23 protein-coding genes are annotated in these 24,113 nt (G+C 55.9%); 16 read left to right on the top strand and 7 right to left on the bottom strand.

All coding sequences use genetic code 11. The features are described from left to right. Window positions 1-7 precede the first annotated feature (7 nt). The 4 genes from QP977_RS00190 (at window position 8) to QP977_RS00175 (ending at window position 5,322) form a co-directional block, all read left to right on the top strand. On the top strand, window positions 8-1,414 hold the full coding sequence (locus QP977_RS00190; RefSeq protein WP_048731769.1) for an acyl-CoA dehydrogenase family protein: 1,407 nt from the start codon (window positions 8-10) through the stop codon (window positions 1,412-1,414). 42 nt (window positions 1,415-1,456) lie between these two features. Next, the gene (locus tag QP977_RS00185) at window positions 1,457-2,668 is read left to right on the top strand and encodes an acyl-CoA dehydrogenase family protein (RefSeq protein WP_016421475.1); all 1,212 of its coding nucleotides are present in this window, start codon (window positions 1,457-1,459) and stop codon (window positions 2,666-2,668) included. Window positions 2,669-2,887: 219 nt separating this feature from the next. Continuing rightward, a complete protein-coding gene (locus tag QP977_RS00180) occupies window positions 2,888-4,345 on the top strand; it encodes a purple acid phosphatase family protein (protein WP_284847034.1) in 1,458 nt (485 codons plus the stop codon). 149 nt (window positions 4,346-4,494) lie between these two features. Then, window positions 4,495-5,322, top strand: a complete 828-nt coding sequence (locus tag QP977_RS00175) for a hypothetical protein (RefSeq protein WP_038626626.1) — start codon at window positions 4,495-4,497, stop codon at window positions 5,320-5,322. A 112-nt stretch (window positions 5,323-5,434) separates the two neighbouring features. Here QP977_RS00175 and QP977_RS00170 read toward each other — a convergent pair whose 3' ends face one another. Continuing rightward, on the bottom strand, window positions 5,435-7,153 hold the full coding sequence (locus QP977_RS00170; RefSeq protein ID WP_038626623.1) for an AMP-binding protein: 1,719 nt from the start codon (window positions 7,151-7,153) through the stop codon (window positions 5,435-5,437). Between the two features lie 373 nt (window positions 7,154-7,526). Here QP977_RS00170 and QP977_RS00165 point away from each other — a divergent pair, with 373 nt between their 5' ends. After that, on the top strand, window positions 7,527-7,664 hold the full coding sequence (locus QP977_RS00165; protein WP_160310025.1) for a hypothetical protein: 138 nt from the start codon (window positions 7,527-7,529) through the stop codon (window positions 7,662-7,664). A 110-nt stretch (window positions 7,665-7,774) separates the two neighbouring features. Here the strand turns inward: QP977_RS00165 and QP977_RS00160 are convergent, their stop codons facing one another. Further along, window positions 7,775-8,488, bottom strand: coding sequence for a hypothetical protein (locus QP977_RS00160; RefSeq protein WP_049171884.1), 714 nt, complete (start codon window positions 8,486-8,488; stop codon window positions 7,775-7,777). 2 nt (window positions 8,489-8,490) lie between these two features. Continuing rightward, window positions 8,491-9,240 (bottom strand): hypothetical protein, encoded by a 750-nt coding sequence (locus QP977_RS00155; protein ID WP_222865188.1) that lies wholly within the window; start codon window positions 9,238-9,240, stop codon window positions 8,491-8,493. Between the two features lie 192 nt (window positions 9,241-9,432). Between QP977_RS00155 and QP977_RS00150 the strand changes: the two genes are divergently transcribed. From QP977_RS00150 to QP977_RS00120, 7 genes are all read left to right on the top strand, one after another. Beyond that, window positions 9,433-10,191, top strand: a complete 759-nt coding sequence (locus tag QP977_RS00150; RefSeq protein WP_016421468.1) for a hypothetical protein — start codon at window positions 9,433-9,435, stop codon at window positions 10,189-10,191. Beyond that, window positions 10,188-11,489, top strand: a complete 1,302-nt coding sequence (locus tag QP977_RS00145; RefSeq protein ID WP_049171882.1) for a hypothetical protein — start codon at window positions 10,188-10,190, stop codon at window positions 11,487-11,489. The genes QP977_RS00150 and QP977_RS00145 overlap by 4 nt, the downstream gene beginning before the upstream one ends. Then, window positions 11,476-12,375, top strand: coding sequence for a hypothetical protein (locus tag QP977_RS00140; RefSeq protein ID WP_016421466.1), 900 nt, complete (start codon window positions 11,476-11,478; stop codon window positions 12,373-12,375). The genes QP977_RS00145 and QP977_RS00140 overlap by 14 nt, the downstream gene beginning before the upstream one ends. Before the next feature lie 115 nt (window positions 12,376-12,490). Continuing rightward, entirely contained in the window at window positions 12,491-14,110 is a 1,620-nt protein-coding gene (locus QP977_RS00135; RefSeq protein WP_016421465.1) for an Hsp70 family protein, read from the top strand. Then, window positions 14,110-14,703, top strand: a complete 594-nt coding sequence (locus tag QP977_RS00130; protein WP_016421464.1) for a hypothetical protein — start codon at window positions 14,110-14,112, stop codon at window positions 14,701-14,703. The genes QP977_RS00135 and QP977_RS00130 overlap by 1 nt, the downstream gene beginning before the upstream one ends. After that, window positions 14,700-16,295: a serine/threonine-protein kinase gene (locus tag QP977_RS00125; RefSeq protein ID WP_016421463.1), complete on the top strand. Its 1,596-nt coding sequence runs from the start codon at window positions 14,700-14,702 to the stop codon at window positions 16,293-16,295. The genes QP977_RS00130 and QP977_RS00125 overlap by 4 nt, the downstream gene beginning before the upstream one ends. A gap of 46 nt (window positions 16,296-16,341) precedes the next feature. Continuing rightward, window positions 16,342-17,142, top strand: coding sequence for a hypothetical protein (locus QP977_RS00120; protein ID WP_224433510.1), 801 nt, complete (start codon window positions 16,342-16,344; stop codon window positions 17,140-17,142). Here QP977_RS00120 and QP977_RS00115 read toward each other — a convergent pair. Beyond that, the gene (locus QP977_RS00115; RefSeq protein WP_016421461.1) at window positions 17,139-17,333 is read right to left on the bottom strand and encodes a DUF4236 domain-containing protein; all 195 of its coding nucleotides are present in this window, start codon (window positions 17,331-17,333) and stop codon (window positions 17,139-17,141) included. The genes QP977_RS00120 and QP977_RS00115 overlap by 4 nt on opposite strands. Window positions 17,334-17,564: 231 nt before the next feature. On the opposite strand from QP977_RS00115, the gene QP977_RS00110 reads away from it, so the two are divergent. The 3 genes from QP977_RS00110 to QP977_RS00100 all read left to right on the top strand — a co-directional run bounded on the left by QP977_RS00110 (window position 17,565) and on the right by QP977_RS00100 (window position 21,133). Then, on the top strand, window positions 17,565-18,023 hold the full coding sequence (locus QP977_RS00110; RefSeq protein ID WP_038626607.1) for a hypothetical protein: 459 nt from the start codon (window positions 17,565-17,567) through the stop codon (window positions 18,021-18,023). Between the two features lie 254 nt (window positions 18,024-18,277). Further along, on the top strand, window positions 18,278-20,956 hold the full coding sequence (locus QP977_RS00105; RefSeq protein WP_049194048.1) for an ATP-dependent Clp protease ATP-binding subunit: 2,679 nt from the start codon (window positions 18,278-18,280) through the stop codon (window positions 20,954-20,956). Next, on the top strand, window positions 20,957-21,133 hold the full coding sequence (locus QP977_RS00100; protein ID WP_162837151.1) for a hypothetical protein: 177 nt from the start codon (window positions 20,957-20,959) through the stop codon (window positions 21,131-21,133). Window positions 21,134-21,193: 60 nt separating this feature from the next. Here the strand turns inward: QP977_RS00100 and QP977_RS00095 are convergent, their stop codons facing one another. The 3 genes from QP977_RS00095 to QP977_RS00085 all read right to left on the bottom strand — a co-directional run bounded on the left by QP977_RS00095 (window position 21,194) and on the right by QP977_RS00085 (window position 23,450). Further along, window positions 21,194-22,060, bottom strand: coding sequence for a lipase family protein (locus tag QP977_RS00095; protein WP_284847033.1), 867 nt, complete (start codon window positions 22,058-22,060; stop codon window positions 21,194-21,196). A gap of 20 nt (window positions 22,061-22,080) precedes the next feature. Then, on the bottom strand, window positions 22,081-22,380 hold the full coding sequence (locus tag QP977_RS00090; protein WP_284847032.1) for a hypothetical protein: 300 nt from the start codon (window positions 22,378-22,380) through the stop codon (window positions 22,081-22,083). Window positions 22,381-22,517: 137 nt separating this feature from the next. Then, entirely contained in the window at window positions 22,518-23,450 is a 933-nt protein-coding gene (locus QP977_RS00085) for an HhH-GPD family protein (protein WP_147766213.1), read from the bottom strand. Between the two features lie 29 nt (window positions 23,451-23,479). On the opposite strand from QP977_RS00085, the gene QP977_RS00080 reads away from it, so the two are divergent. Continuing rightward, window positions 23,480-24,112, top strand: a complete 633-nt coding sequence (locus tag QP977_RS00080; protein ID WP_070653300.1) for a carbonic anhydrase — start codon at window positions 23,480-23,482, stop codon at window positions 24,110-24,112. The last annotated feature ends 1 nt before the right edge of the window (window position 24,113 follow it).

The following is a 24,113-nucleotide window of genomic DNA, read 5'->3' as shown; positions in this document are numbered from 1 at the left end:
TGATCACATGAGCGAGAAGAAGAACCGCGAAGATTCGACTGTCGGCCGCAATAACCCTGGTCGCGACGCTATCGGAGCGGCAATGCGGTTCATCACGTCGATTACTGGTTCGGACTTCGCCCAGAAGTACGACCTTCAGCCAAAGATCGACCGCGTGGTGTACCAGTCCACCAAGTCCGGTTTTAAGACCCTTGGTGCCGCGAACCGTCAGTTTAAGAAGATTTCCGGTTCCGGTAAGCCGGAGCGTCCGGCTGAGGAAGCCCAGGCTGCACAGGAGGCCGCAGCCGAGGAGAAGGCAAAGAAGCTCTTCGACCTCACCCCGACCGAGGATCAGCAGATGATCGTCGAGACGGTTAAGGAGTTTGCTGAGTCGCGCTTGCGCGAGGCTGCTTACAAGTCCGACCACGAGGCAACTCCCCCGGAGAATCTCGTCTCTGAGGCTTCTGAGCTGGGCGTCACTATGATCAACGTCCCGGAGGCTTTCGAGGGCATCGCTACCGGCGAGGACGTCACCACCAACGCGCTGGTCGCGGAGGCTCTGTCCTACGGTGACATGGGTCTGGCTCTGGCAGTGCTGGCTCCGGCCGGTGTCGCTGCCACCCTGACCGCTCACGGCTCCGACTCGCAGCAGAAGACCTACCTGCCGGCATTCGCTGGCGAGAACGTCCCGGCCGCCGCTGTTGTTCTCGCAGAGCCGCGCCCGCTTTTCGACGCACGCAAGCCTGAAACCACCGCAAAGCGCGAGGGCGATTCGCTGGTCCTCAACGGTGTTAAGTCCTTCGTTCCGAACGCCGGCGCAGCTGAGCTGTTCATCATCGGTGTTGAGCTCGAGGGTAAGCCGGCTCTGGTTATCGTTGAGTCCGACACTGAAGGTCTCCACGTTGAGGCTGACCCGTCCATGGGTCTGCGCGGTGCCGCAATGGGTCGCGTCATCCTGAAGGATGTCAAGGTTCCGGCCGAGAACATTCTCGGCGGCGCTAGCACCTCGGCTGCAGACCGTGAAGAGGCATACCTCGACATTCTGCGTCGTTCCCGCCTCGGCTGGGCAGCTCTTGCAATGGGTACTTCTCAGGCAGTTCTCGACTACGTCATTCCTTACGTCAATGAGCGTCAGGCATTCGGCGAGCCGATTTCCCACCGCCAGGCAGTGGCCTTCATGGTCGCCGACATCAAGATTGAGCTCGATGGTCTCCGCATGATTACTCTCCGCGGTGCTTCCCGCGCTGACCAGGGTCGCGGCTTCGCTCGCGAGGCAGCTCTGGCTAAGACCTTCGCCACTGAAAAGGGTATGAAGATTGGTTCCGACGGTGTGCAGCTGCTCGGTGGCCACGGCTTCACCAAGGAGCACCCGGTTGAGCGTTGGTACCGTGACCTCCGCGCAATTGGTGTCGCCGAAGGCATCGTCGTTCTGTAAACCGCTAGATACTTCAGCCGAAAAGAATTAAGAGGAAAGAAAATGATTAACCTCGAACTGCCGAAGTTCCTCAAGGCGGGCGCGTCCCAGTCGCATCAGGCCGCCGCTGAGATCTTCCGACCGATTTCCCGTAAGTACGATCTCGCTGAGCACGAGTACCCGAAGGAACTCGACACCCTTGCCTCCATGATGGACGGCATGGCAGATGGTGGCCGTGGCTTCTCCGGTGCTTCCGGTGGACGTGGTGACGATAAGAAGCCGAAGCGCACCGGTGTAAAAAACGGTGGCAACATGGCTTCGCTGCTCAACGTTATTGAGACCTGCTGGGGTGACGTGGGTCTGACCCTGTCCCTGCCGTACCAGGGTCTAGGTAACGCAGCTATCGCAGCTGTTGCTACCGATGAGCAGCTGGAGGCTTTCGGTAAGACCTGGGCTTCCATGGCAATTACCGAGCCGTCCTTCGGTTCTGACTCCTCCGCAGTTTCCACCACCGCCAAGCTCGATGGTGATGAGTACGTCATCAACGGTGAGAAGATCTTCGTCACTGCTGGTGAGCGTTCCGACTCCGTCGTTGTGTGGGCGACCCTGGACAAGTCCAAGGGCCGTGCTGCCATCAAGTCCTTCCTGGTGAAGAAGGGCACTCCGGGCTTCACCGTTGAGCGCCTGGAGGAGAAGCTGGGTATTCGTTCCTCGGATACCGCAGTGCTCCGCCTGGACAATGTCCGCGTTCCGAAGGAGAACCTGCTGGGTTCCCCGGACATTGATGTTAAGAAGTCCTTCGCCGGCGCAATGGCGACCTTCGACAACACTCGTCCGCTGGTTGCGGGTATGGCCATCGGCGTCTCCCGTGCTTCGCTGGAAGAGCTGCGTCGCATCCTGGAAGAGGCTGGCATCGAGATTGACTACGATGCACCGGCACACACCCAGAGCGCTGCTGCAGCTGAGTACCTGAAGCTGGAGTCCGATTGGGAGGCTGCATACCTCCTGGCTCTGCGCGCTGCGTGGATGGCTGACAACAAGCAGCCGAACACTCTGGAAGCTTCCGAGTGTAAGGCCAAGGCCGGCCGTGCAGGCACCGAGATTTGCCTCCGTGCCGTTCAGCTGGCAGGTACCTTCGGTTACTCTGAGCGTAACCTGCTGGAGAAGTGGTCCCGCGACGTCAAGATCCTGGACATCTTCGAAGGTACCCAGCAGATTCAGCAGCTGGTCGTTGCTCGCCGCACCCTGGGCCTGTCCTCCAAGGAACTGAAGTAGTTACAGTTTCAGAGCAATCTACATACTGGTGAGCCGGTAAAAGCTCACAAAGATGCTCAAGCCACATTTTCCTAAAACACCGTCCTGCCATGACTTGGTAGGCGGTGTTTTATTTTGCGCTGTTTTGGCCGTGTGTCTCTTGTCGTTGCGTTCCTATTTTTCTGAGATTAGAGGGAGAGTTCATCTAATTTTCATCTTTAGGTTCTAGGCTTATTTGCCATGAGCATTTCCCGCCGGGCCTACCTCTCTGTTGCAACTCTTGCTGCAAGTTCAATGGCCGTCGCGAAAACCTCGGGAGCGTACGGCCTTGAGTACGTCACGTCGGGTCTGGGGCTTACCCAGTCGGATTCCAAGTCGTGGCAGGTACTGGCTAGCGACTTGGAGGTCATCACTGTCACAGACACGTCAGTGGCATTTACATGGGCAACATATGCTCCGGGAGTGCAGACAGCGTATGGCTTCATTAAGCCGACCGTTCCTTCGGATGAGCGGGTGCTGCTTGGTCCTGCGGATTCAACGCAGTTAGAGCTCGTGCACGAGGGGTACTCAGAGTCGGGCTACCACCATGTGGTCATTGACGGGTTGGAGCCGGGACGGGAGTACCGCTTTGAGTGCTGGTCACACAACTGTCGCGCGGTTCCGTCGCTGAATATCACCATGAGCAAAACGGCACCGGAGAAGACAGGCGTCGTAAGCACTCTGCCAGCGCTGGAGGGTGCACATTTGGCGACGTTCGCGCTGACGAATGACACACACATTGGTAAGCCCAATCATGACGGCATTCGCATTGGCAACCTCGGTCTTTCCTCCGGTCCGGGAGAGCAGCCTTTTGCCTCTATGCAATTGCAGGGTCTGGTGGACACGGTAAAGGCTGCCGGGTTAGACACTCTCGTCATCAATGGCGATTGCACGGATAGCAACCGCCCTGAGGAGTATGACGAACTCATCAGGGTTTTGGATACTTTCGGTGAGTTTGGGAAAAACTGGTTTGTCACCCGTGGTAATCACGATGTGCACCCGCCCGGGCTACCCAATATCAATGGTTTCCGGGGACGCGGAATCCGCAAAGGCAAGACCGCGGTTCCGGATTACTTCAGCCAGCGTCTTGTGCCGACGCAGCAGCACTGGTCGACTCGCGTCGGCGAAGTGCGCCTCATCGGTGTTGATACCGCCGAGTTTGGTTATGCAGGTGGACGTATTAATGAGCGGCAGATGCGTGCATTGCGTGCCGAACTCGCAGACGATCCAGAGCGTCCGACAATTTTGTTTGCGCATCACCCGTTTACTCAGGATGCGGTGCGTTCGCATTTCGGTGGTGAGGCATTCATGGTCGAGGCGCAGCAGGCCAAGGTTTTTCAGGAGATTCTGGCCGCCACGCCGGGTGCCAAAGGCGTGTTCGCTGGTCATACGCACCGCAGCCGCCGTGGTATCGCTGACTACGGGGATACGGACTTCTGTGAGCGGGGTGCGGCACTCGGCTATCCGGGTGGATACACACAGATTCGAGTTCACACTGACGGTTACCAAATTAGCTACCACCGCACTACGACACCTCAGTCTCTGTCCTGGTCAACGAAGACTCGTTGGTCGATGTTCGGGTTGGAGCCAGAGTTTATGCTGGGAAAGATCTCCGATCGGAACTACGTCAATTTCTTCAAGAACAAAGTGCCACTCTGAGCTAGTGCTAGCTTCTAGCAGGGTACGCTGGGCAACGCATAGTGTTAATGGAAAATACGTAGTGGCAAGTTCCGCTGTGGGCGAAGTCGCAAGCCACCACGTTATTGGCCGAGCACAAGTGTGGCTCTGAAGTAATAAGGAATTTAGCGATGACCGACCAGTACAACCCGCGTTCGTCCTCCCCGCAGGATTGGGAGCAGGACGGTTATGCAACATCTGCCTGGGAGCAGCCGCAGGGTGGGGCTCAAGACGAGTACCAGCCTCAGTACCAGTACCAGTCGCAGGGGCCGAACCAGGGAGGTTCACCCCAGCAGTATCCGGCTTATCAGCAGGCTCCGGTACCTGAGCAGAAGAGCAACAACGGTCTGTACGTGGTTTTGGGCATCGTCGGTGTCGCACTTGCAGCGGTCGCCGGTATCGGTGGCGCGTACTACCTGAATAATTCCTCCGATAATTCCCCGCAGTCTCCCGATACGGTTGCGGCAGGGGACTCGTCGTCAAGCACTGCGTCCCCGGCGCCGGTGGAGACGTACACGGAAACCTATACCCAGACCGTCGAGCCGGAAACGACGAAGCAGCCGGAGAGCAGCGCTCCTACCACTACGCAGCGGGGAAATTTTGGTCTTCGCGCGTTCGGTATGAATCGCGATGATATCGATGCCAAAGGTTGGGTTGGCAGTACCGCTCGCTGCTCGGGTGGGTATTACGCGCGTGTGTTGGCGGAGACTTCTTCGGGTAAGGCCGTGATTTGTGAGAACTCCAATAACCGCCAGCAGCGCCATTACATTGGTGACTTCGGTGAGATTTCGGATACCCCGGATGCGTACACAGTAGATAGTTTCTCCGGGAACCGTGCTGTCGCGAAAAATGGTGGCTACACGTATACCGTCACTCCGAATGCGGTAACCGTGACCCAGGACGGCGAAGAGATTTTCCGTGAGCCCGTCACGGACTACGGTGTTTTGAACGCTGGCTAATCAGCTCTAGTTCTTCCTAGGACACGCAAAAAGGACGCGGTAACTTCCATAACGGAAGTTTTTACCGCGTCCTTTTCGTGTCTGCCGTTCGCTTTACGACGGTCCCTGCGCCCTAAGCCACCTTCTCCTCGGTGACATTCTCCCACGGCTTCGGCAGGTGGCGAGGAACCACCTTGCCGACTGCGTTGCGTGGCAGTTCATCGAGGAACACGGTCTCGCGCGGAACGGCGAATCGGCTGAGGCGCTGCTTGACGTATGTGCGAATCTGCTCATTGGTCAGGGCGCGGCCCTCAGGGGAGTCGTCGCGGACAACCCAGGCGACCAGGGCCTGACCGAAGCGCTCATCCGGGACACCTGCGACTGCGCACTCGCGGATACCCTCGAGCTGGCTGAGTGCATCTTCGGTCTGGCGTGGGAAGACGTTCTCGCCACCGGAGACAATCATGTCGTCCTCGCGACCGGAGATGTAGAGCAAGCCGTTTTCCATGCGACCCAGGTCACCGGTACAGACCATGCCGTCAATGACCTGCTTGTCCGCGCCCGGGCGGGTGTAGCCCTCGTACAACATGTTGTTGCCGACGAAGATTCGACCGGTCTCGCCGTCGGCGACGCGGTTGCCGTCTTCGTCGAGAATCTGGACACGAGTGCCCAGCGGTGCGCGACCAGCTGTGGTTGGGTTTGCCTTGAGCTCATCCGGGTTAGCAATGGTTGCCCAGCTGACCTCCGTGGAACCGTACTGGTTGTAGAGAACCGGCCCGAAGCGCTCGAGGGTCTTGGTGACAATTCCCTCTGGAATAGCCGAACCGCAGGATGCGATGACCTTTAGCGATGTCGCGCCGATGTCGTAGTTGTCCGGGAGAATCTCAATCATGCGCTGCAGCATGGTCGGCACCAGGAAGATGGTGTGCGGAGAGTGCTGCTCGATAATGCGCAGGCTGTCGGCTGGATCGAACTTGCGGCGCATAATCATGGTGGAACGCAGTGCGATGCACAGCTGCGCAGTCGCGAATCCCCAGGTGTGGAACAGCGGAGCCGCAAGGTAAGCCGGGCGACGCTGACGCAGAGGAATTCGGCTCATGATGGAAGATGCCGGCATCCAGCTGCGCGGCTCCGGACGCTTGGCACCCTTTGGAGTGCCGGTGGTTCCGGAAGTCAGAATAATAACGCGGCCACGGCGCGGGCGGGTTGGCAGCTCGGCGGTCGGCCACTTTGCCGGCGGTGCTGTCTTCAGCATCTCCTGCATGGAGGTCCAGCCCTCGCGAACGCAGGAGGTGTCACCGTAGTTTTCAAACCACGACACGGCGACCGGGCACTCATCGAAGTCCTCCGGCAGCATGTGAGTGAATTCCTCATCAATGAACAGGAAGTCAATCTTCTGTTCACGAATTACGGCCAGAGTCTGCTCGGCGGAGGCGCCGGTATTGAGCAGCACCAGGTCGGTGCCGAGACGACCGTGGGCACACAGAGCCATAATGAAACCGCGGTGGTTGCGAGCCAGCACACCGATGCGGTCGCGCTGCTGAATATCGCCGTGACGGAGTGCTCGCGCCAGGGCAGTGGAGCGCTCGTGCAGCTCCTCGTAGGTCAGCGAGCCGCCATCATCAATAATCGCAGTGTGGTGCGGATCGCGGCCGGCTGCAATGCCGAGGAGACCAGCTGGCAGGAAGTCCCAGCGGTAGATGGAACTTAATGCCTTACCAGCCGCGCCGGGCCCCATCGAGCCGAGGACGCCAGCCTGAGTCACCGGTGCGAGTCCGAGAACGAGGTCCGAGGTAGCTCGCGAAGCTTTGCGCACCTTATTGAGAATCGAGGTCTGTGGATTAGATGTCATAGTCACTCATCTTCCGTGGTTCATGTCCTGTGGTCTTCGGAGAGGCCTAATCAGGCGAAACCTCATCGGTAGGACTGCCGATTTAGTTTCTTTTACAGTAAGAATAAGTGTCCTAGGTCACTTTTGCGTAGCTTTTTGCAAAATTTTTTTATCAGAAACGAATAGTTGTGAAGATATGTGGCGTGACCAGTGAAGATAGTCAAGTATCAGTTCTCTTTCGCAGCTCAATGGGTGCTGACCTTAGCCGGGGAGGGGTTCTGGTTTGGATCTGATTCTTTTGGGGAAAGCTCCTGAAACCTGTTCTTATCCAGTTGCGCTCTCGACTCGGTGGCGAAGGGCGAACCTATCCGATACGACTCCAGTCCAGACCACTATGGTGACGTCGACTGAGGAGCTGGACGATGATCGCGATGACATTGATGACACGGATGATGACCGTGACGATGGCATGGACGACGATGATCACGATGACTTTGATGACGACGATGACGATGACCGCGTGAACAATTAGTTTTCTAATCGGCACCGTAGATTTTGTGAATCATCGGCCCCCCACGTAACCCATGAACCCCCGCTCACTAGTGAGCGGGGGTTCATGGGCGTTTATGGCAGGGACGCTATTTATTGTCCTGCGGTGTCCTGTGCCATATTCTGCTTAGCGGCATGGCTGACATTGTCGGCGATATCTGTTGACAGTTGTTCGGCATCATCCCACGGGCCAGAATTGGATACCCACACATTGAGCTGTATATGCCCGGTTCGGATGGTTTCTAGGTATCCGTCCTGGTCGTTAATGGTAGATGCACGAGACTGGGCGTCTTCGTCTGCTCCACCAACAAGAATGAGAATTGTTCCATTGGAATCTTCAAAGTTGTAGCCACAGCCAATACCTAAGTCCTTCACGCTAGTCGGCACAGCGTGAGTCTCTTCCGGCATGTAGTCGCCAGCATCACAGACGTTAAGCCAGCTGAGCGCCATTTTGTAGTAATAGGAGGCTATGGAGGCCTGGTCGGAATTGGTGTTCTTGTCTTCCAATTCCGAGTTTGCTTCTTCCAGCTCATCAATCTTTGCTTGCAGCTCGCTTTCCCGCTCCTCTGCCTGCTGTTGAAACGAGTAAATCTCTTCACTCGCGCTTGCAAGTTCGGACTCAGCATTCTTACCGCCCATGGCAAACCCCGCCGCGCCGGCAACAATCACTCCGACTGCGCCGAGGATGAGCGGCAGCGTCAAAGGTTTACTCTTTCCGGACTTAGTGCCGGAAGCTCTCTCCGACACTTTCTCGGAAGTGCCCGACTGGTTGCTATTCCACGGATCGATGGGTTCGTGAGCGTTCATTTTTAACCGACTACCTTCACCTTCTGTGCGATTGTGATTGGTTCGAATCCTGGCTGCTGAGCTGTCACAGCAACGATGTATTCACCGGGTTCTGTAAATGTTGCGTAGGCCTTCTCCCCAAACCGGCGAACGATCTGGCAAGGAGTATGTTGTCCAGTCACACCTGCGCTGGCACTTGCAGTCGGTTTGCCCTCAGAATCGTAGACATCCACCTTGTTTTCACAGGTTTCCGTACCACCAGACTGGCTGAAATTCCACAGCAACCTCGCGTTTGCTTCGCCATCAACCAGGGGATAGGTCAACAGGCTATTGGCCCCCTCGAAGGGAAGCGTGATCCGAGCAGTGTCGAAGCCGCCCAATTCTTTCTGGTGAGCAGTTGCGTCAATCTTGACGTTTTGGCGCTTGGCACTGCCGGGCTCCATGCCGCCAATTTTGGTCAGCTCCATCGAGCTATTCAGCGTTACTGCACCGGAGTCGGCATCCGAGTCTGAAAGTTCGCTGTTGGGAGAATTCTTATCCTGCGAACTGTTGGCATATTCCTGCTCTGGCTCTTCCGACCCGGTCGAGCTCTCAATCGAGCTAGGAGTTTCGGATTGTGCATCAGAAGCAGGGGACGTTTCTGTAACTGTCACCACCGCGGGGGACTCCGGGACAGCGTTGTTAGTGGGCATACCTGAGCAGCCAACCAGAGTCAGGGTAGCAGCGGCGGCTGCCACAGCTAAAACGTGCTTTGAATGAAACTGGGATGTCATGGGCGTTAAAAACCTCCGAGTTAAGCGCCGAATAAGCGTTTTCTTCATCTGCTTGACGACGCTATAGCGGAGGCCTCAGAAGCGGTACGGGAGTTCTCCCGGTGACTTTCACTACCCGTGCAGGTTTAACTAAATCCTGTCGGGTTCAGCGAATTAATCGTTGGACAAAAGATTGAGGGAAAGAACCGTTTAATGAACCTCCAACAGCTGAAAGATGTGGCCAAAAGCTACTTCTCAAAAACCACAGATATTGTGAAGGGTGTTCCAGATCGTACTAAAGGTTGGCGCGGTGATTTGGAGGATCAAGGAATTATTCCAAACCGTGTTGGTGTAGATCAAGAAGGTCGTATCATTCCGCCATTTTTTGTTTGGTGGGCACCCTGGATGTTTCGAGTCGTACTCATTATCGCCGGATTCATAATTGGCGGAATTTTGGAATCCATCAATAGTGGGCCATATCCAGATACGGCGATGTTGATTCCATTCGCCATGGGGTTTGCGATGTGGTTCTTGCGAAATCAGACTAGTTGGATTCCCGGCCTCATTATCACGGTGCTGGCAGTCACCGCAGCATCGCTTATGTCTAAAAGCGTCCTTATTTCGCTCGAAGCATTAATCCTTTTCGCTCTCGTAGTCCTAGTGGAATACATCTACGCTCGCGCCGCATTCGACTACAACACTGCCGCGGCGTTTGAAGAGATGAAGCAGGCGCTTTCCACCTACGGCACTGCCTATGAGCTTGAAGAACGAGAGGACACCAACGTCAACGGAGAGACTCTGACAACTGTCTCCGCGCTTGATTCGGGACGCCCTGCTAGGGCAATGATTCGACTGTTGCCGGAGCATGTAGACCCCGGATGGCTTATCGCAGTAGATCCCGCCAGGCGGTTTATGACAGGCCTATCTCCAGAACAGCGTGTTCGCATCAGTGAGATTCAGGAGCAGATGTGAGTCTGAATCCCGCAGTTCGAGACAACCTAGCTGGAAATCTATTTTCACCAGGCGCAGTGCCAACGGGCGCCAAGTTAGCTCAGCTGATTGCTGACATTCCCATGGGCGGAGATGCCTCTTCCTCGGATTTTTGGGAAGCGCGTGTCCGTTTAATTCGAGACCTGTTGTTCTTCGGTAAGCAGTCCCAGCGCGCACTGGACATTATCGATGAGCTGCACACCGAAGATTTTGTCGACGCAGTGCGAAAGAAGTTCGGTGTTTCTTTTCGACTTGTTCTCAAACGAGTACAGCGTCCTCAGTACTTCTTCACTGATGTGCAGATGAAGGCAGTTAAAGAGGGGTTCTTGAAGCCGTATGCAAAGGGCAGCGGAAAAGCGATTACCGAGCACGGGCTTGAAGAGTTCTTTGATCGGATATTGGTTCCAACGTCTAACCGCATGGAGCTCCGTGAATACGTCGACGTTGAAGATAGCCAGGAAATTGAGACTGGTCCGACGAACAACGCGGAGAAACGAGTCTGGGCGGCCTTTGATGAGGCCAGTAGTGCAAATACCGACATTCGGTCGATTGCAGATGTCATTGCGAACGGTTTTCGTGAACAGTCCGAAGGCTTTATTGACGGCAAACCGATCGATAGCGACATGCTGAAGAGTGCAACTAAATCCATCGGTGCGAGTTTTCGTACCGGCTCGCCAGAGGCTGAAACCCGCACCGGTCTTATTCGAAGGTTGCAAGCAGTCGATGATCCAGCGGATTTAGTGACTCGACATACTTTCGGTCTGCTTAACGACGAATCGTCGCTGGACCCAACGAGACTTCGTAAAGAATTGCAAATTGCTGAGGGAGCCTACTGTTCTAGTTCCGATTCGACAATTGAGAATCGCGTCCTTCAAAACGTCAATCGAGACGATGTCTTGAAGGCTGATACCGGAAGGGGAAAATCGGATTTTAAGACGCCCCATGCCGGTGAAGGGGATGCGATTGCCAAGGAGTTATTACGATTTCTTTCTCCATTTGTTGTGCTCGGTTTAATAGTGCAGTTCATGCAGGAGGGTAATGGATTTATTGCTGTACCGGTTCTGGCTATTTTTGTCGGTATCTTGTGGGCGTTGGTAAAGAAGCGAGTGGCAAAACGATGGATTGCTGTTTTTGGAATCGTATATTTCATTGCCATGGGGGTTATAAATGATAATTTCTATGAATTAGGATGGGTTCTATTTTCTATATTTATCATTACATTTGTGTCGATTGCCTATCTATTCGCTAAGGGGAAGGAATATAAAAATGGGGTTCTTTAATAACAAAAAGGATGAAAATAAAAGGTCGGTTAAACATTCAGACGGTCGTGCTGATGAGTATCAGGAACGAGATCCTAAGTATCCGGAGGTTGACTTCGGTGGAGCGCATAATTTCGCCCCGCTGCCGAATTTTGATGAGTCCTTCGGCCCCCGGGGCACGGTCGACAATGGTGATACCACAGGTCAGGAGCCGGTCGAGTATTCCGGAGATCCAAAACTAGACACCGACGAAGCTGCATGGTCCAAGGTTGAGAACGTCGAATTTGACGGTGTTGAATTTGGTGGTGCCGAGTTTGGCCATGATGAAGACACCGCGGAAGGAGTTCCAGCCCAGCAGGATTTTCCTCCCGCGACAGTGGAAGAGCTCCCAGAAACGGATGCTGAAAGTACCGCAGGTGTTGCGGCCGGGAACGTCGTAAAGCAGTTGGATTTGATTCAAACACGGCTGGACACAATGAACGCAGTATTGCGCTCTCAAAGTGAAGAGTTGGAAGCGCTGACTGATCGTCGTTGGTACGCCCAGTTGATGCCGCTGGCGGAAAAGTTGGCGGCCATCCATGACGGGATTTGCGCTGACCTTTCGCGGCTCGAAGAAACTACCGAAACTGATGGCAGTGACCTGTATTCGACCCTGGATTTCCTGCAGGACTCGATCGCAGATGCGCTTCAGTCCATGGGAGTGGCAATTACAGAGGCGAAGGTGGGCGATGCCTTTGATTCTTCAATTCACCGTCGTACCAAATTCGCGGATTCGGATAACCCCGCGCTGCACCGCACGCTGGCGCCATCACGACGAATCTCGCACTACTACACCTTCACCAGTTCTACCAGTCCAATTGTGGTGGCCAAGGCGCCGGTCACGGTGTACCGGCACAGCGGCAACTAGGCCAAAACTCGAGTCTGAACAGAGCACAGCTCGAGTCCGGCCAGCACACAACTAGAGCGCTGACACGGCAAAAGAAGTCAAGAATCCAACAGATTTCAGAATAAGGAGAAAAATCATGGCTGAACGTATTTACGGCATCGATCTGGGCACATCCAATAGCGCAATTTCCTACGTGGACTCACTGGGTGTTCCTGTCATTCAAGAAAACCTCGACGGAGATCTGTCGACACCAAGTGTGGTGTGGTTTGAATCGAAGGCCAATACCGTTGTCGGAAAGCTGGCACGTGAAGAGAAGCTCTTCAGCCCCAATGACGTCATCGAGCTGGTGAAGCGGAGCATCGGCACCGATAAGAAATGGAATTTCAGCGGGAAGGCGTATACCCCGGAGGAGATTTCTTCATTGATTTTGCGCTCGTTGGTTCCAGACGAAGCAGCTGACGACGAGATTTCGGCAGTTATTACTGTGCCGGCATATTTTGGTGCGAAGGAGCGCGAGGCAACTCGCAACGCAGGGCAGATTGCTAATTTCAATGTGTTGGAGCTGGTAGCAGAACCGGTTGCTGCGGCCCTCTACTACGACTCCAAGCAGCCTCTAAAGGACAAGACCTTGCTGGTGTATGACCTCGGAGGCGGTACATTCGATGCCACGATTGTGCAGGGGATTGACAACACCTTCCGGGTTATTGCCACCGACGGTGATGCTCGACTGGGCGGTGCTGACTGGGATAAGGCGCTTGGTGAATTTATCCTGGATAAATTCATTGAGCAGACTGGTGACGAGGAGGCGGAAAACGATGAGACCTTCGTCGCTAAGTTGCATGAGCAGACGGTGAACTGTAAAGAGGCGCTGAGTAATGCGGAAAGCGCCACTGTGCGACTTGCCAGTGACTCTGGTTCCCGCGCCAAGATTGCCGTTACCCGCGAAGACTTGGAGCGTGTCACGGCGCCATTGCTCGAGCAGACGGAGATTCCTTTGACCCGTGTATTGGAGACGGCAAAGGAAAAGGAGCCGGGACTGACAATTGATGAGGTCATCCTGGTGGGTGGATCTTCGCGAATGACCGCCGTAACCAAACTGGTGGAGCGTCTGACGGGTAAGAAGCCACTGTTGGTTGAGCCTGATCTAGCCGTTGCTAAGGGTGCTGCCCTTGCTGCGATGATCAGCAAGCTCGGGGGAGTGGTTAATGCTGAGTCCAGCCCTGCTGTCCAACAGCAGTCAATTGCGCAGATCGCGGCTGAGACAGGGATTGACGCCGGGCAGCTAGCCGCGCTGTCGGAGAAGAAGGTGGCAAATGTATTGCCAAAGTCGATTGGCATTCGAGTTGTCGATCATCTGAACAACCCGTACATCGACTATCTGGTCAACCAGAATGACATGATTCCCCTGTCTGAGCCGGTGGTCCGGGAGTATTCGACCGTAGCTGATGGCCAAGAGGAAGTAGATTTGACGCTGTATCAGCAGGCCAGTGACGTTCCATCCGAAGATGTCGCTCTCAATGACATCATTAGTGGATCGGAATCTATGCTGACAGGTATCCCGCCGTTGCCCAAGGGTCAGCCAATTCAGGTTAAGTTCTTTGTAGCAGCAGACGGCATGATTACCGTGGAAGGCACTCACGTTCCATCGGGTCGCTCAATCGAATCCCACGTGCGCATTGGTGTGATGAATGAGGAAGAGATTTCGGCTGCTCGCACGACGATGATGAAGGTTTCTGTCAGCCAAGGAGATAACTGATGACCGACGATCGCACTCTAATCCCGGGCGTCGATGACATTGACAGCGGTGCAAATTCCGATACTGATGGTCGAAATCGGAAGATTCTGCTGTTCGTGCTCGCCATTCTGGTTGTCGTCATCCTGGCAATGGTGGTCTGGATCCTAAATTTCCGCTCTAACCAGCAGGATAACGCCGACGGGTTGTTTGAAACCACTGAAAGCACCGAAGTGGAAGTCTCGCCGTCCTACTATGTGGGCGATGATCAGGAACCAACCTCGACTACAATCGCACCGCCTGCCGACGATCGGTTCGTAGACCCAGAGGTCTTAGCGTCGACCGTTGATCCGACGTGCCCGATGCTGCAGAGTGCCTGGTCAAACCAGGGCTCCGATATGGACTGTGAAGCATATTACGAGGTAGTGCGGGCGCTCAGTAAACAGCGGCAAGAGCAAGGAACACTGCCAAAGCAGACGACAATCGAGATTGAGTATGACGGTCAGCCACTGACGATGGAATGCCAAGAAGTTTCGCCTAATTATGATTGCCGCTCTGAGTCTGGGATTCAGATTATGGTGGGTAATCTCGATGGGTCTGGGCAACGGAACCGATGACTAATCTTCCCCAGGTAGGCGATATTTTTGAGGGCTACGAGGTTGAAGCTCTCATCGGTGCCGGCAATATGGGGACTGTTTTTCGAGTACGAAATCCCAAGCTGGGCCGAAACGAAGCACTGAAAATCGTCCCACTGCCGGAAGAGGCCAGTGCTTCTAAGCGAATGGAGGCACTGTTCCAGAACGAGGTTTCTATCGCAGCCACTGTTCACGTTCCCAACGTTGTGACCGTGTTCGATGGCGGGCGAGCCGGGAACCTGCTTTGGTTCACCATGACTCTTATTAGCGGTAATTCGTTGGGCGCTGAACTGGCCGAATATCCGCCGCGCACTTTCGATAAGAGCGAGGTCATGTCGATTGGTGTGGAGATTGCTACCGCGCTAGATCGGCTAGCAAAGCACGAACCAGCGGTGATTCATGGTGATGTAAAACCATCAAATATCGTCGTAGAGCGAGATTCGTCGGGGCTTGTGTTAAGCGCGACGCTTGTGGATTTCGGTGTATCAACCGCCACTGAAATCGACAGTGTTGGCGTGACCAATCGTGTTGCCGGCTCATTGCCCTACATGGCGCCAGAGATCTTCACTAAGGGTTGCATTAGTGCAGCTAGTGACGAGTATGCGTTTGCGTGCACGATATTCGAGCTGTTGCAGGGATATAAGGCATTTCCAGCTACTGACGCGGCCAGTGCGCGGCAATTGCACTGCGGTAAGCGACCGGTTACCAACCTCGGTGCGGTAGTTGATTCGGTCTTCGCCAAGGCGTTGGCGGTTGACGCCGATGAACGCTACGAATCCTGCAATGCGTTTATTAGCGATCTCATTGCTGCGCTAAATGGTGGTGCCGTCGAGGTTCGCAATCCGAAGAACCGGAAGAAAGCCCTTGCAGCGTTCTCCGTAGTGGCATGTCTAGGCCTTATTGGTGGTGGCATTGTTGTTGCCGAACGTAGCGGCATTGGAGATGGCGGTCTCTTTAGTGCCAAGCACTTGGCACAGCCAGTAGCTATCGGAGGTTCTGCGGAACCGATGCGACTTCGCGCTCCCGATTTGGCGAAGGGGCCTCGGATTCCGGTGGGTGACCGATGGACCCTTACGTCGTTAAGCGACGTCCCCATCGGTGAGAAGAGCTGGCAGGGGATTCAGCGGATGGGAACATTCAACGGTGCTGCATATCACGCGACGCAGTTTGCTTCGGCAGATGAATTCTTGCTGCCATTTCGCCACGGTATTGATGAGAAGAAGCCGATTGCAGAGGCTGAAAATGACAAATGGCGGGGTGAAATTCTGGATGCCGTGAGCAAGAACCGGTCAGTGGCTGAACCAGCTGGCTCTGAAGTGGTGAAACTGCGAATGGAGCCCGATGGTCGCCGGCTGGATGTCCTACAAACGTCAGGCTCATTTCAAGCTGTGAACAGCGAAGGTTCCGAGGCAACACGGCCGATTAATTACTGCTTGGTTCAGCCGGCGGAAAGTTCTGCGCCATCCAGTCCCGAAGTGCTTCGTCCGGTATTTGTCGTTTTGAGTGAAGGCGATCCTTGTCCTGCTGCCTATGACACGGTGGCGGCGTGGGCAATGCAAACCACGACGAATTAAGCGATAACGCCGAGAATATTTGTTATATTTCGGATAACTATCATGAATGCCAGTCACTTCAGCCGTCGTTGGGCGATTCCCCCAGGAGCGTTGGGTAGGGTTCCTGATTCGCGGTTGGTGGCTGGTGGTGCGAGAGAAAGGCCTGGTCAACGTGACATCGCTCCCAACACTTGTGGTTGATAATTTGTGTGGGGATGCGATTGTTGCCAATCCGAGTGAGGGATTGACCATCGGGCGTGACGCCGACCTCAAAGTGGGCGAAGATAACCGCTACATGCACCGCATAGCAATGTATGTGTATGCGGAATCCGGAATGTGGTTTCTGCTCAATAACTGCGAGCACGTGACTGCAATGGTGCACATTCCGGAGGTGTCGCGGTCATTCCGGCTGGCTCCGCAACAGCGTTTTGATTTGAGCTACCCGGAGTATTTCATCCGCTTTTCCGTCAAGGATGACCAGTACGAAATTCAGATTAAACAGGATATTGAGCACGCCGATGCGAAGGTCGTGCTGCCAACTGACGGGACTGAAACCATCTCGGTTGGGGAGCTGCCGGAGCGCCAGCGTGCTCTGATCGCTGCATATGCGGAGGATTATCTGCGCGGCCGAATCGACACCATTATGGTTTCATGCACCGATGCCGAGGCCGGCCGAAAGCTGGGAGGCAAGACCGCAAAGGCAGTCGAGCATTACCGCACCGCACTTTTTGAATCCGCTTTGAGCAAGGGGCTGGTCTCAAGCAAGGAGTGGCAACGGGTTAATCAAAAGAGCCGTCTGCAGCTGGTAGTTGTCGCTGCAATCGAAGCACGATTGGTCACTGCAGACGACTTGAAACTGCTCGCTTAACGACGGTACTTGCGATAAGTCAATCCTTTAATTGGCGTGTTCACAGTAGTGGTTCGGCCGCCACGGGCATTCTTCGTCCACCGAACGGGCCCCATGCGATAGGAATATCCGAGGCCAGAACGCGATAGCGTAACCCGGGAGTTGCGGGTGGGGCGGAAGGTCTTTCGGAAGCTGAATAGTTTGAAAGCCATTGATATAAATCCATTCTCGGTGCGTCACAGACTGCCATGCGCTCTGACCGTGCTGCTTTGGACAGCATCGCTCTCTGACTGCATTGTGCCGGTGACATAAGCGGATAAATCGTGGTGCGTTTGATGGCACCACTGTCCAGATTTGGGCAGTCCAGCATGGTTTAGCTAGGGGAGAACTCCCCGGGGAGAACTCCCGTTTCTTTTGTGTCCGAGAGTTTTTAATCTGAGATCATGTTCACCAAGAAGATTTCCGCTGTAGCCGCCGCAATCACTGCCGCCACTGCGCTTGCTGTTGTCAATCCGTCCGTCGCCGATGCAGCTACGAACTACCCCAAGATCAACCGTGACTATGTCAGCTATTCCACAGACGGAGAAACCGTAGTCTGTGGTGGGTCGGTAAATCAGGACATGTTCCGCTGCCAGACCACAGCTAAGTGGGGTAACAAGAAGAACGCCCACAATCTGGTCACCTTTGATCTCGAGGATGCATCTGGAAGTTGGGAAGCCGGAATGAGCGGTGGAAATTGGGATGCCTCGCGCCCGCCATTCCGACTGAAGGAAGGGAAGAAGTACAGCTTCCACGGGATCGTGGTCCTGAATAAGAATGGCACCCTGTACTTCAGTTCTCCGTACCACGAGGTGCGCGGTGAAGTGACTCCGTATGAGTGGGAGATTATGGAGACTGACTGATATCCCGTGCAAATACTCCTTCTTGTCTGGCGTTTGGCTTAACGCGCAGGAGTAATTCATTCCAACATTCGTTTCCTCCCGGTGGCATTGCCGCCGGGAGCTTTTGCTGCCGTACGAGCAGTGATACCTCTCTCGACCAGGCTGTTCGCTACTGGCGTACGGCTATAGGGATTAATCTGTGTCGCGTCGCGTTTAAGCTAGGTGAAACAACCTTTATTGAATTACGGCAAAAATAGACACTTGAAAGGGCAGTGATGTTCGAGAGGTTTACGGACCGAGCACGTCGCGTTGTCGTCCTGGCACAGGATGAGGCACGCGAGCTCAATCACAATTACATCGGCACGGAGCACATCCTGCTCGGCCTGATTAGTGAAGGCGACGGTGTAGCTGCCAAGGCGCTGGAGTCCATGGGTATTTCCCTGGATGCTGTGCGCTCTGAGGTAGTCGACATTATTGGTCGTGGCTCCCAGCCGCCGAGCGGTCACGTGCCGTTTACCCCGCGTGCAAAGAAGGTGCTGGAGTACTCTCTGCGCGAGGCTCTGCAGCTGGGTCACAAGTACATCGGTACTGAGCACCTGCTGCTCGGCCTGATTCGTGAGGGCGAAGGTGTTGCTGCTCAGGTCCTGGTTAAGCTCGGCGCTGACCTGCCGCGCGTACGTCAGCAGGTTATTCAGCTGCTCAGCGGTTTCCAGGGCGATGAGTCCGATGGTTCTCCGGAGCAGCGTCCGGTCGGTGCTACTTCCGGCGCTCGTGTGCAGGAGGGTAACCACCAGTCGGGTTCGCTGGTGCTTGATCAGTTCGGTCGTAACCTGACCGTTGCTGCACGTGAGGGCAAGCTGGATCCGGTTATTGGCCGCGAGAAAGAAATCGAGCGCATTATGCAGGTTCTTTCTCGTCGCACCAAGAACAACCCTGTGCTGATTGGTGAGCCTGGTGTTGGTAAGACCGCCGTCGTGGAGGGGCTTGCACTGGACATTGTCAACGGTCGTGTGCCGGAGACGCTGAAGGATAAGCAGCTTTACTCTCTCGACCTGGGCTCGCTGGTTGCGGGTTCCCGTTACCGCGGTGACTTCGAGGAGCGTCTGAAGAAGGTGCTCAAGGAGATTAACCAGCGCGGTGACATCATCCTGTTTATTGACGAGATTCACACGCTGGTTGGTGCCGGTGCCGCCGAGGGCGCAATTGATGCAGCCTCGATTCTGAAGCCGAAGCTGGCTCGCGGTGAGCTGCAGACCATCGGTGCTACCACTTTGGATGAGTACCGTAAGCACATTGAGAAGGACGCCGCTCTTGAGCGTCGTTTCCAGCCGGTGAACGTGCCGGAGCCGAGTGTGGATCTCACTATCGAGATTCTGCGCGGTGTCCGCGATAAGTACGAGGCTCACCACCGCGTATCCATCTCGGACAAGGCTCTGGTTGCCGCAGCTACGCTCTCCGACCGCTACATCAACGACCGCTTCCTGCCGGATAAGGCCGTTGACCTGATCGATGAGGCCGGTGCTCGCATGCGCATCAAGCGCATGACTGCCCCGGCTGACCTGCAGGAGATTGACTCCAAGATCGCCGATGTGCGCCGCCAGAAGGAAGCCGCCATCGACGAGCAGGACTTTGAGAAGGCAGCTGGTCTGCGCGACAAGGAGCGCAAGCTGGGCGAAGAGCGCCGCGAGCGCGAGAAGAAGTGGCGTGCGGGCGAGTCCGACACCATCGCTGAGATTGGTGAGGAGCAGATTGCGGAGGTCCTGGCTTCCTGGACTGGCATTCCGGTGTTCAAGCTCACCGAGGAAGAGTCCTCGCGTCTGCTGCGCATGGAGGATGAGCTGCACAAGCGCATTATCGGTCAGGAAGAGGCCGTCAGTGCTGTCTCCCGCGCTATTCGTCGTACCCGCGCTGGTCTGAAGGACCCGAAGCGTCCGTCCGGTTCGTTTATCTTCGCCGGCCCGTCTGGTGTTGGTAAGACCGAGCTGTCGAAGGCCCTGGCCGAGTTCCTCTTTGGTGAGGAAGACGCACTCATTCAGATTGATATGGGTGAGTTCCACGACCGCTTCACCGCTTCGCGCCTCTTCGGTGCTCCTCCCGGATATGTCGGCTACGAAGAGGGCGGCCAGCTCACCGAGAAGGTGCGCCGCAAGCCGTTCTCCGTCGTGCTTTTCGACGAGATTGAGAAGGCCCACAAGGAGATTTACAACACCTTGCTGCAGGTCCTGGAAGACGGTCGTCTGACTGACTCGCAGGGTCGAGTGGTGGACTTCAAGAACACGGTTCTGATCTTCACCTCGAACCTGGGTACCAGCGACATTTCCAAGGCTGTTGGTATGGGCTTCTCGGGGGTCGGCGAGGCCGATGAAGATGGCAAGTACGAGCGGATGAAGGACAAGGTCCACGACGAGCTGAAGAAGCACTTCCGTCCGGAGTTCCTGAACCGTATCGACGAGATTGTGGTCTTCAAGCAGCTGAGCCAGGCTGAGATTGTCCAGATGGTCGACCTTATGCTGGCCCGCGTCAGCGACCAGCTCGACGAGAAGCGCATCACCATGGAGATTTCCGACCGCGCCAAGAACCTGCTGGCCAAGCGTGGCTTTGATCCAGTGCTCGGTGCCCGTCCGCTGCGTCGCACGATCCAGCGCGAGATTGAGGATCAGCTCTCCGAGAAGATTCTCTACGGTGAGGTCGGTCTCGGCGAGACCGTCTTCATCGATGTCGAAGGCTGGGATGGCGAGTCCAAGGACGTCGACAAGGCGAAGTTCACCTTCACCAACAAGGGCAAGGCCGGGAACGTTGATGCCGACGGCGGTGCTCTGGGGGAGTCTGAGGAAGACAAGGACGTTCTCGGCAGCGCTGATGGCACCCTGAGTGTTGAAGCCGACGACATCGAAGGTGCTGCCGACCAGGCCGCTGCCGAGGTCGAATCCGATAACTCCGAGGGAGAGAACTAAATGGGGCTCCAATTTCGCAAGAAGCAGAACCTGGACAAGGACACGTGGCTGAACTACTCGGGTTCGGGAGTCTCTGGTTCTAAGCGTATCGGTCCGGTGACCATTAACAGCCGCGGCGGTTACACCGTCCGACTGGGCAAGGGCCTGACCTTCCGCGGTCGTTGGAAGAAGAAGTAGTTAGTGGCTGATGGCTGTCGGTGAGCATTTCACCGTCAGTACAGCTAGTGCGCTAGCACACTAGTACCCCATTTTCTGATTCACCCACGCAAGCATCTCGTCGTGGGTGAGCACGTAGGCAAGGCCGTGCGTCCCATCACCGAGGTCAGTGTCGACCTCCACGTAGGTGATGTCGGCGCCGGCCTTTTGCCATTTCTGCACAAGTTTGCGTGCCGACGTCACGGGTAACACATCATCCAACGCGTTATGGGTAACGAATACGGGCATACTGGGAGTCTTTGTCCCCAGAGCTTGTTCTTCCACGTGGCGCCGAACGACGGGGGAGAGCTCCGGCGAGCGCAGATTCTCCGCTATCCCCAAGTCGTTGGCCGTAAATGCCTTGGTGTCATTGCGAGGCCAACGTTCGACAGTGGCGCCAATGCATTCATCGGCCGTGAGCTTCAGGAAATCCTGCCCCAGCGGGCTCAGCATGCGCTCGATTGGTTCTTTTGCCTCTGGGTACTCTGCAATCAAGCCGTTCATGAAGTAACCGACGAGCCCCGCCAGCGCCGAGCCGCGAATATGCAGTGCAGTGTCGGTGAGATCGGCCGGAATAGCCCCGGCGTAAACAGCGCGGATGTTCAGCTCCGAGGCATACTCATCGGCGAGCTCGGCCGCTGCAGCGGTGGCGCCTCCGCCCTGTGAGTAGCCGAACAGCGCAATGGGAGTGTCTGTAGGCAGTTGTAAAGTTTCAATAGCCGCTCGCGCCATATCGAGCGTGTTATTCCCGGCAACCTCACGGTTGAGATACGGATGTACCCCAGGCGTGCCGAGCCCCTGGTAATCCACGATGGCAACATTCCATCCCTGTGCCAGCAACTGAGGTGCCGGAGGCGTCGGAGGCGCTTCGTAGCGCAGGGCAACCGAACTGGCACAGTTATCAGCCATACCGAGAGTTCCAGGTGCAATTACTGCCAGTGGCGCGGGGATTTCTCCGACCAGCGGGTATAGGGCTGCAAAATCGTGCCGGACACGGCTGTCTGGCGGTGGTCGCGTGCGCCTGTGGAGGAAAACACGACCCGCTGTGCGCGTGCGGGCGCATTGACCGGAAATGGCGTCTTCGTAATTACCTGACCTGGAGGCAATCGCTTCACCGTAGAAGAGTCAGAATCCGAGGAACCGAAGCCAGTTGCTCCTAGACCATCCACCGCCGAGCAACCACCGAGCGTTCCCACGCTAGAGCTCAGAAGAGCAACTCCAAGTACCATGCTCAGCGCGATTCTGCGTTTACTAGCCCCAAAGAGACAGCGCTGGCGCTGAGGTCGATGGGGCGTGGCATTCATGTTCCCAATTCTAGGCAACGCACTTGTTCGAATCTGGTCTTTACCGGAGCATTGTCTGGGTTCTAACGGGGCAACTGGAAGCGGCCATCGGAGGTTTGCTCCGCAAGTCCGTCGTCAAGCAGGGAAAACAATGCGCGGGAACGCTGATGCGTATCATCCCAGACCGCATCCAGAGCGGTCTGTTCGACGGGGGAGTCGGCGGCGCGGAGCACGTCGAGAAGCAAGCCCCGGACTTGGCGGTCGGTGCCTTCGAACTTCTGCACACGCCGTTTAGCAGCGGCGATTTCGTGGTCTTCGGGTTCGGGGCGACCGGCGGCGATCCAGGCGCAACTGGTGGCGATGGGGCAGGCCTCGCACTCGGGTGTCGTTCGGCAGACGGTAGCGCCGAGTTCCATGAGCGCGACGGAAGTCTCGGCTGCAGTCGTGGGGTCGAGCGGTAGCAACTCTTCGACGAGCGCCATGTCGGCGCGTTTGGCGATGCCGGGAAGGTACGTGCCCTGGCGGTGTCGCCGGAGTACGCGGCGCACGTTGATGTCCACCACCGGCGTGCGCGCGCCAAAAGCAAACGCCGCTACCGCCCGAGCGGTGTAGTCTCCTACCCCCGGAAGGGCTAACAGCGTGTCCACGTCACTCGGCACTTCGCCGTCGTGCCTTTCGACGATCTTTTCTGCGCATTCACGCAGCCGGAGTGCACGTCGGGGATAGCCGAGTTTTCCCCACATACGCAGGACTTCATCCTTGGGTGCGACTGCCAAATCGGCTGGGGTGGGCCATTTTTCCAGCCAGGCGCGCCACGAGGGGATTACCCGGGCGACGGGAGTCTGTTGACTCATCACTTCGCTGACGAGCACAGCCCATGGTGAAGTGCCTTCTTCACGCCAGGGAAGTGGCCGCATATTGGCGCGATACCAATCACGTAAGGCGGCATCGACGTGTTCGCCGAAGTCGTCGGATTGGTTAATTGCAGAGGTCAATCTACATTCTCGCTTTCCCATAAACAGCGGAGTCGTTGCACAATATAGCTATGAGCAATTCTGAGAGGACTCCTGAAAGTGTATGGCAATCGATGGTGCGCGGAAACCTCCGCTTCTGTGAGAGCAAGACTGCGCATCCTCGACAGGACTTGGTTCGTCGTAAGCAGTTGACTCAGGGGCAGAAGCCCAAAGCCGTTGTGTTGGCTTGCTCGGATTCCCGCGCACCGGTGGAGATCATTTTCGATCAGGGGTTGGGCGATGTATTTGTGATCCGTACCGCCGGTGAGATTACTGACCTGTCGGTGCTGGCTTCGCTGGAGTTCGCAGTTGATGGTCTTGGAGTTTCGCTGGTGATTGTTCTCGGTCACGAGTCCTGCGGCGCTGTGGCTGCGGCGAAGAATGCACTGGACGGTGGCGACCTGCCGGGTGGTTTCCAGCGTGTGCTGATTGAAAAGGTCACCCCGTCGTTGCTTGCGGCTCGCAAGGATGGCGAGACTGAAATCGACGAATTTGAGCGTCGCCACGTGCGCGAGATTGTTAATCACATTATTGATCGCTCCCCGGAGATTTCGTCGCGACTGGAGACCGGCGAGGTAGGCGTTGTCGGTATGCGGTACCGCTTGGAGGACGGACGCGCTGAGACCGTCGTTACCCATGGAGTCAGTGAGAACCCGCTAACCTAAA

It is taken from the genome of Corynebacterium sp. MSK012, from assembly GCF_030232435.1.
Classification (GTDB): domain Bacteria; phylum Actinomycetota; class Actinomycetes; order Mycobacteriales; family Mycobacteriaceae; genus Corynebacterium; species Corynebacterium jeikeium_D.
The sequence above is the reverse complement of the archived record's forward strand: the minus strand, read 5'-3'. Positions and strand labels throughout refer to the sequence as shown.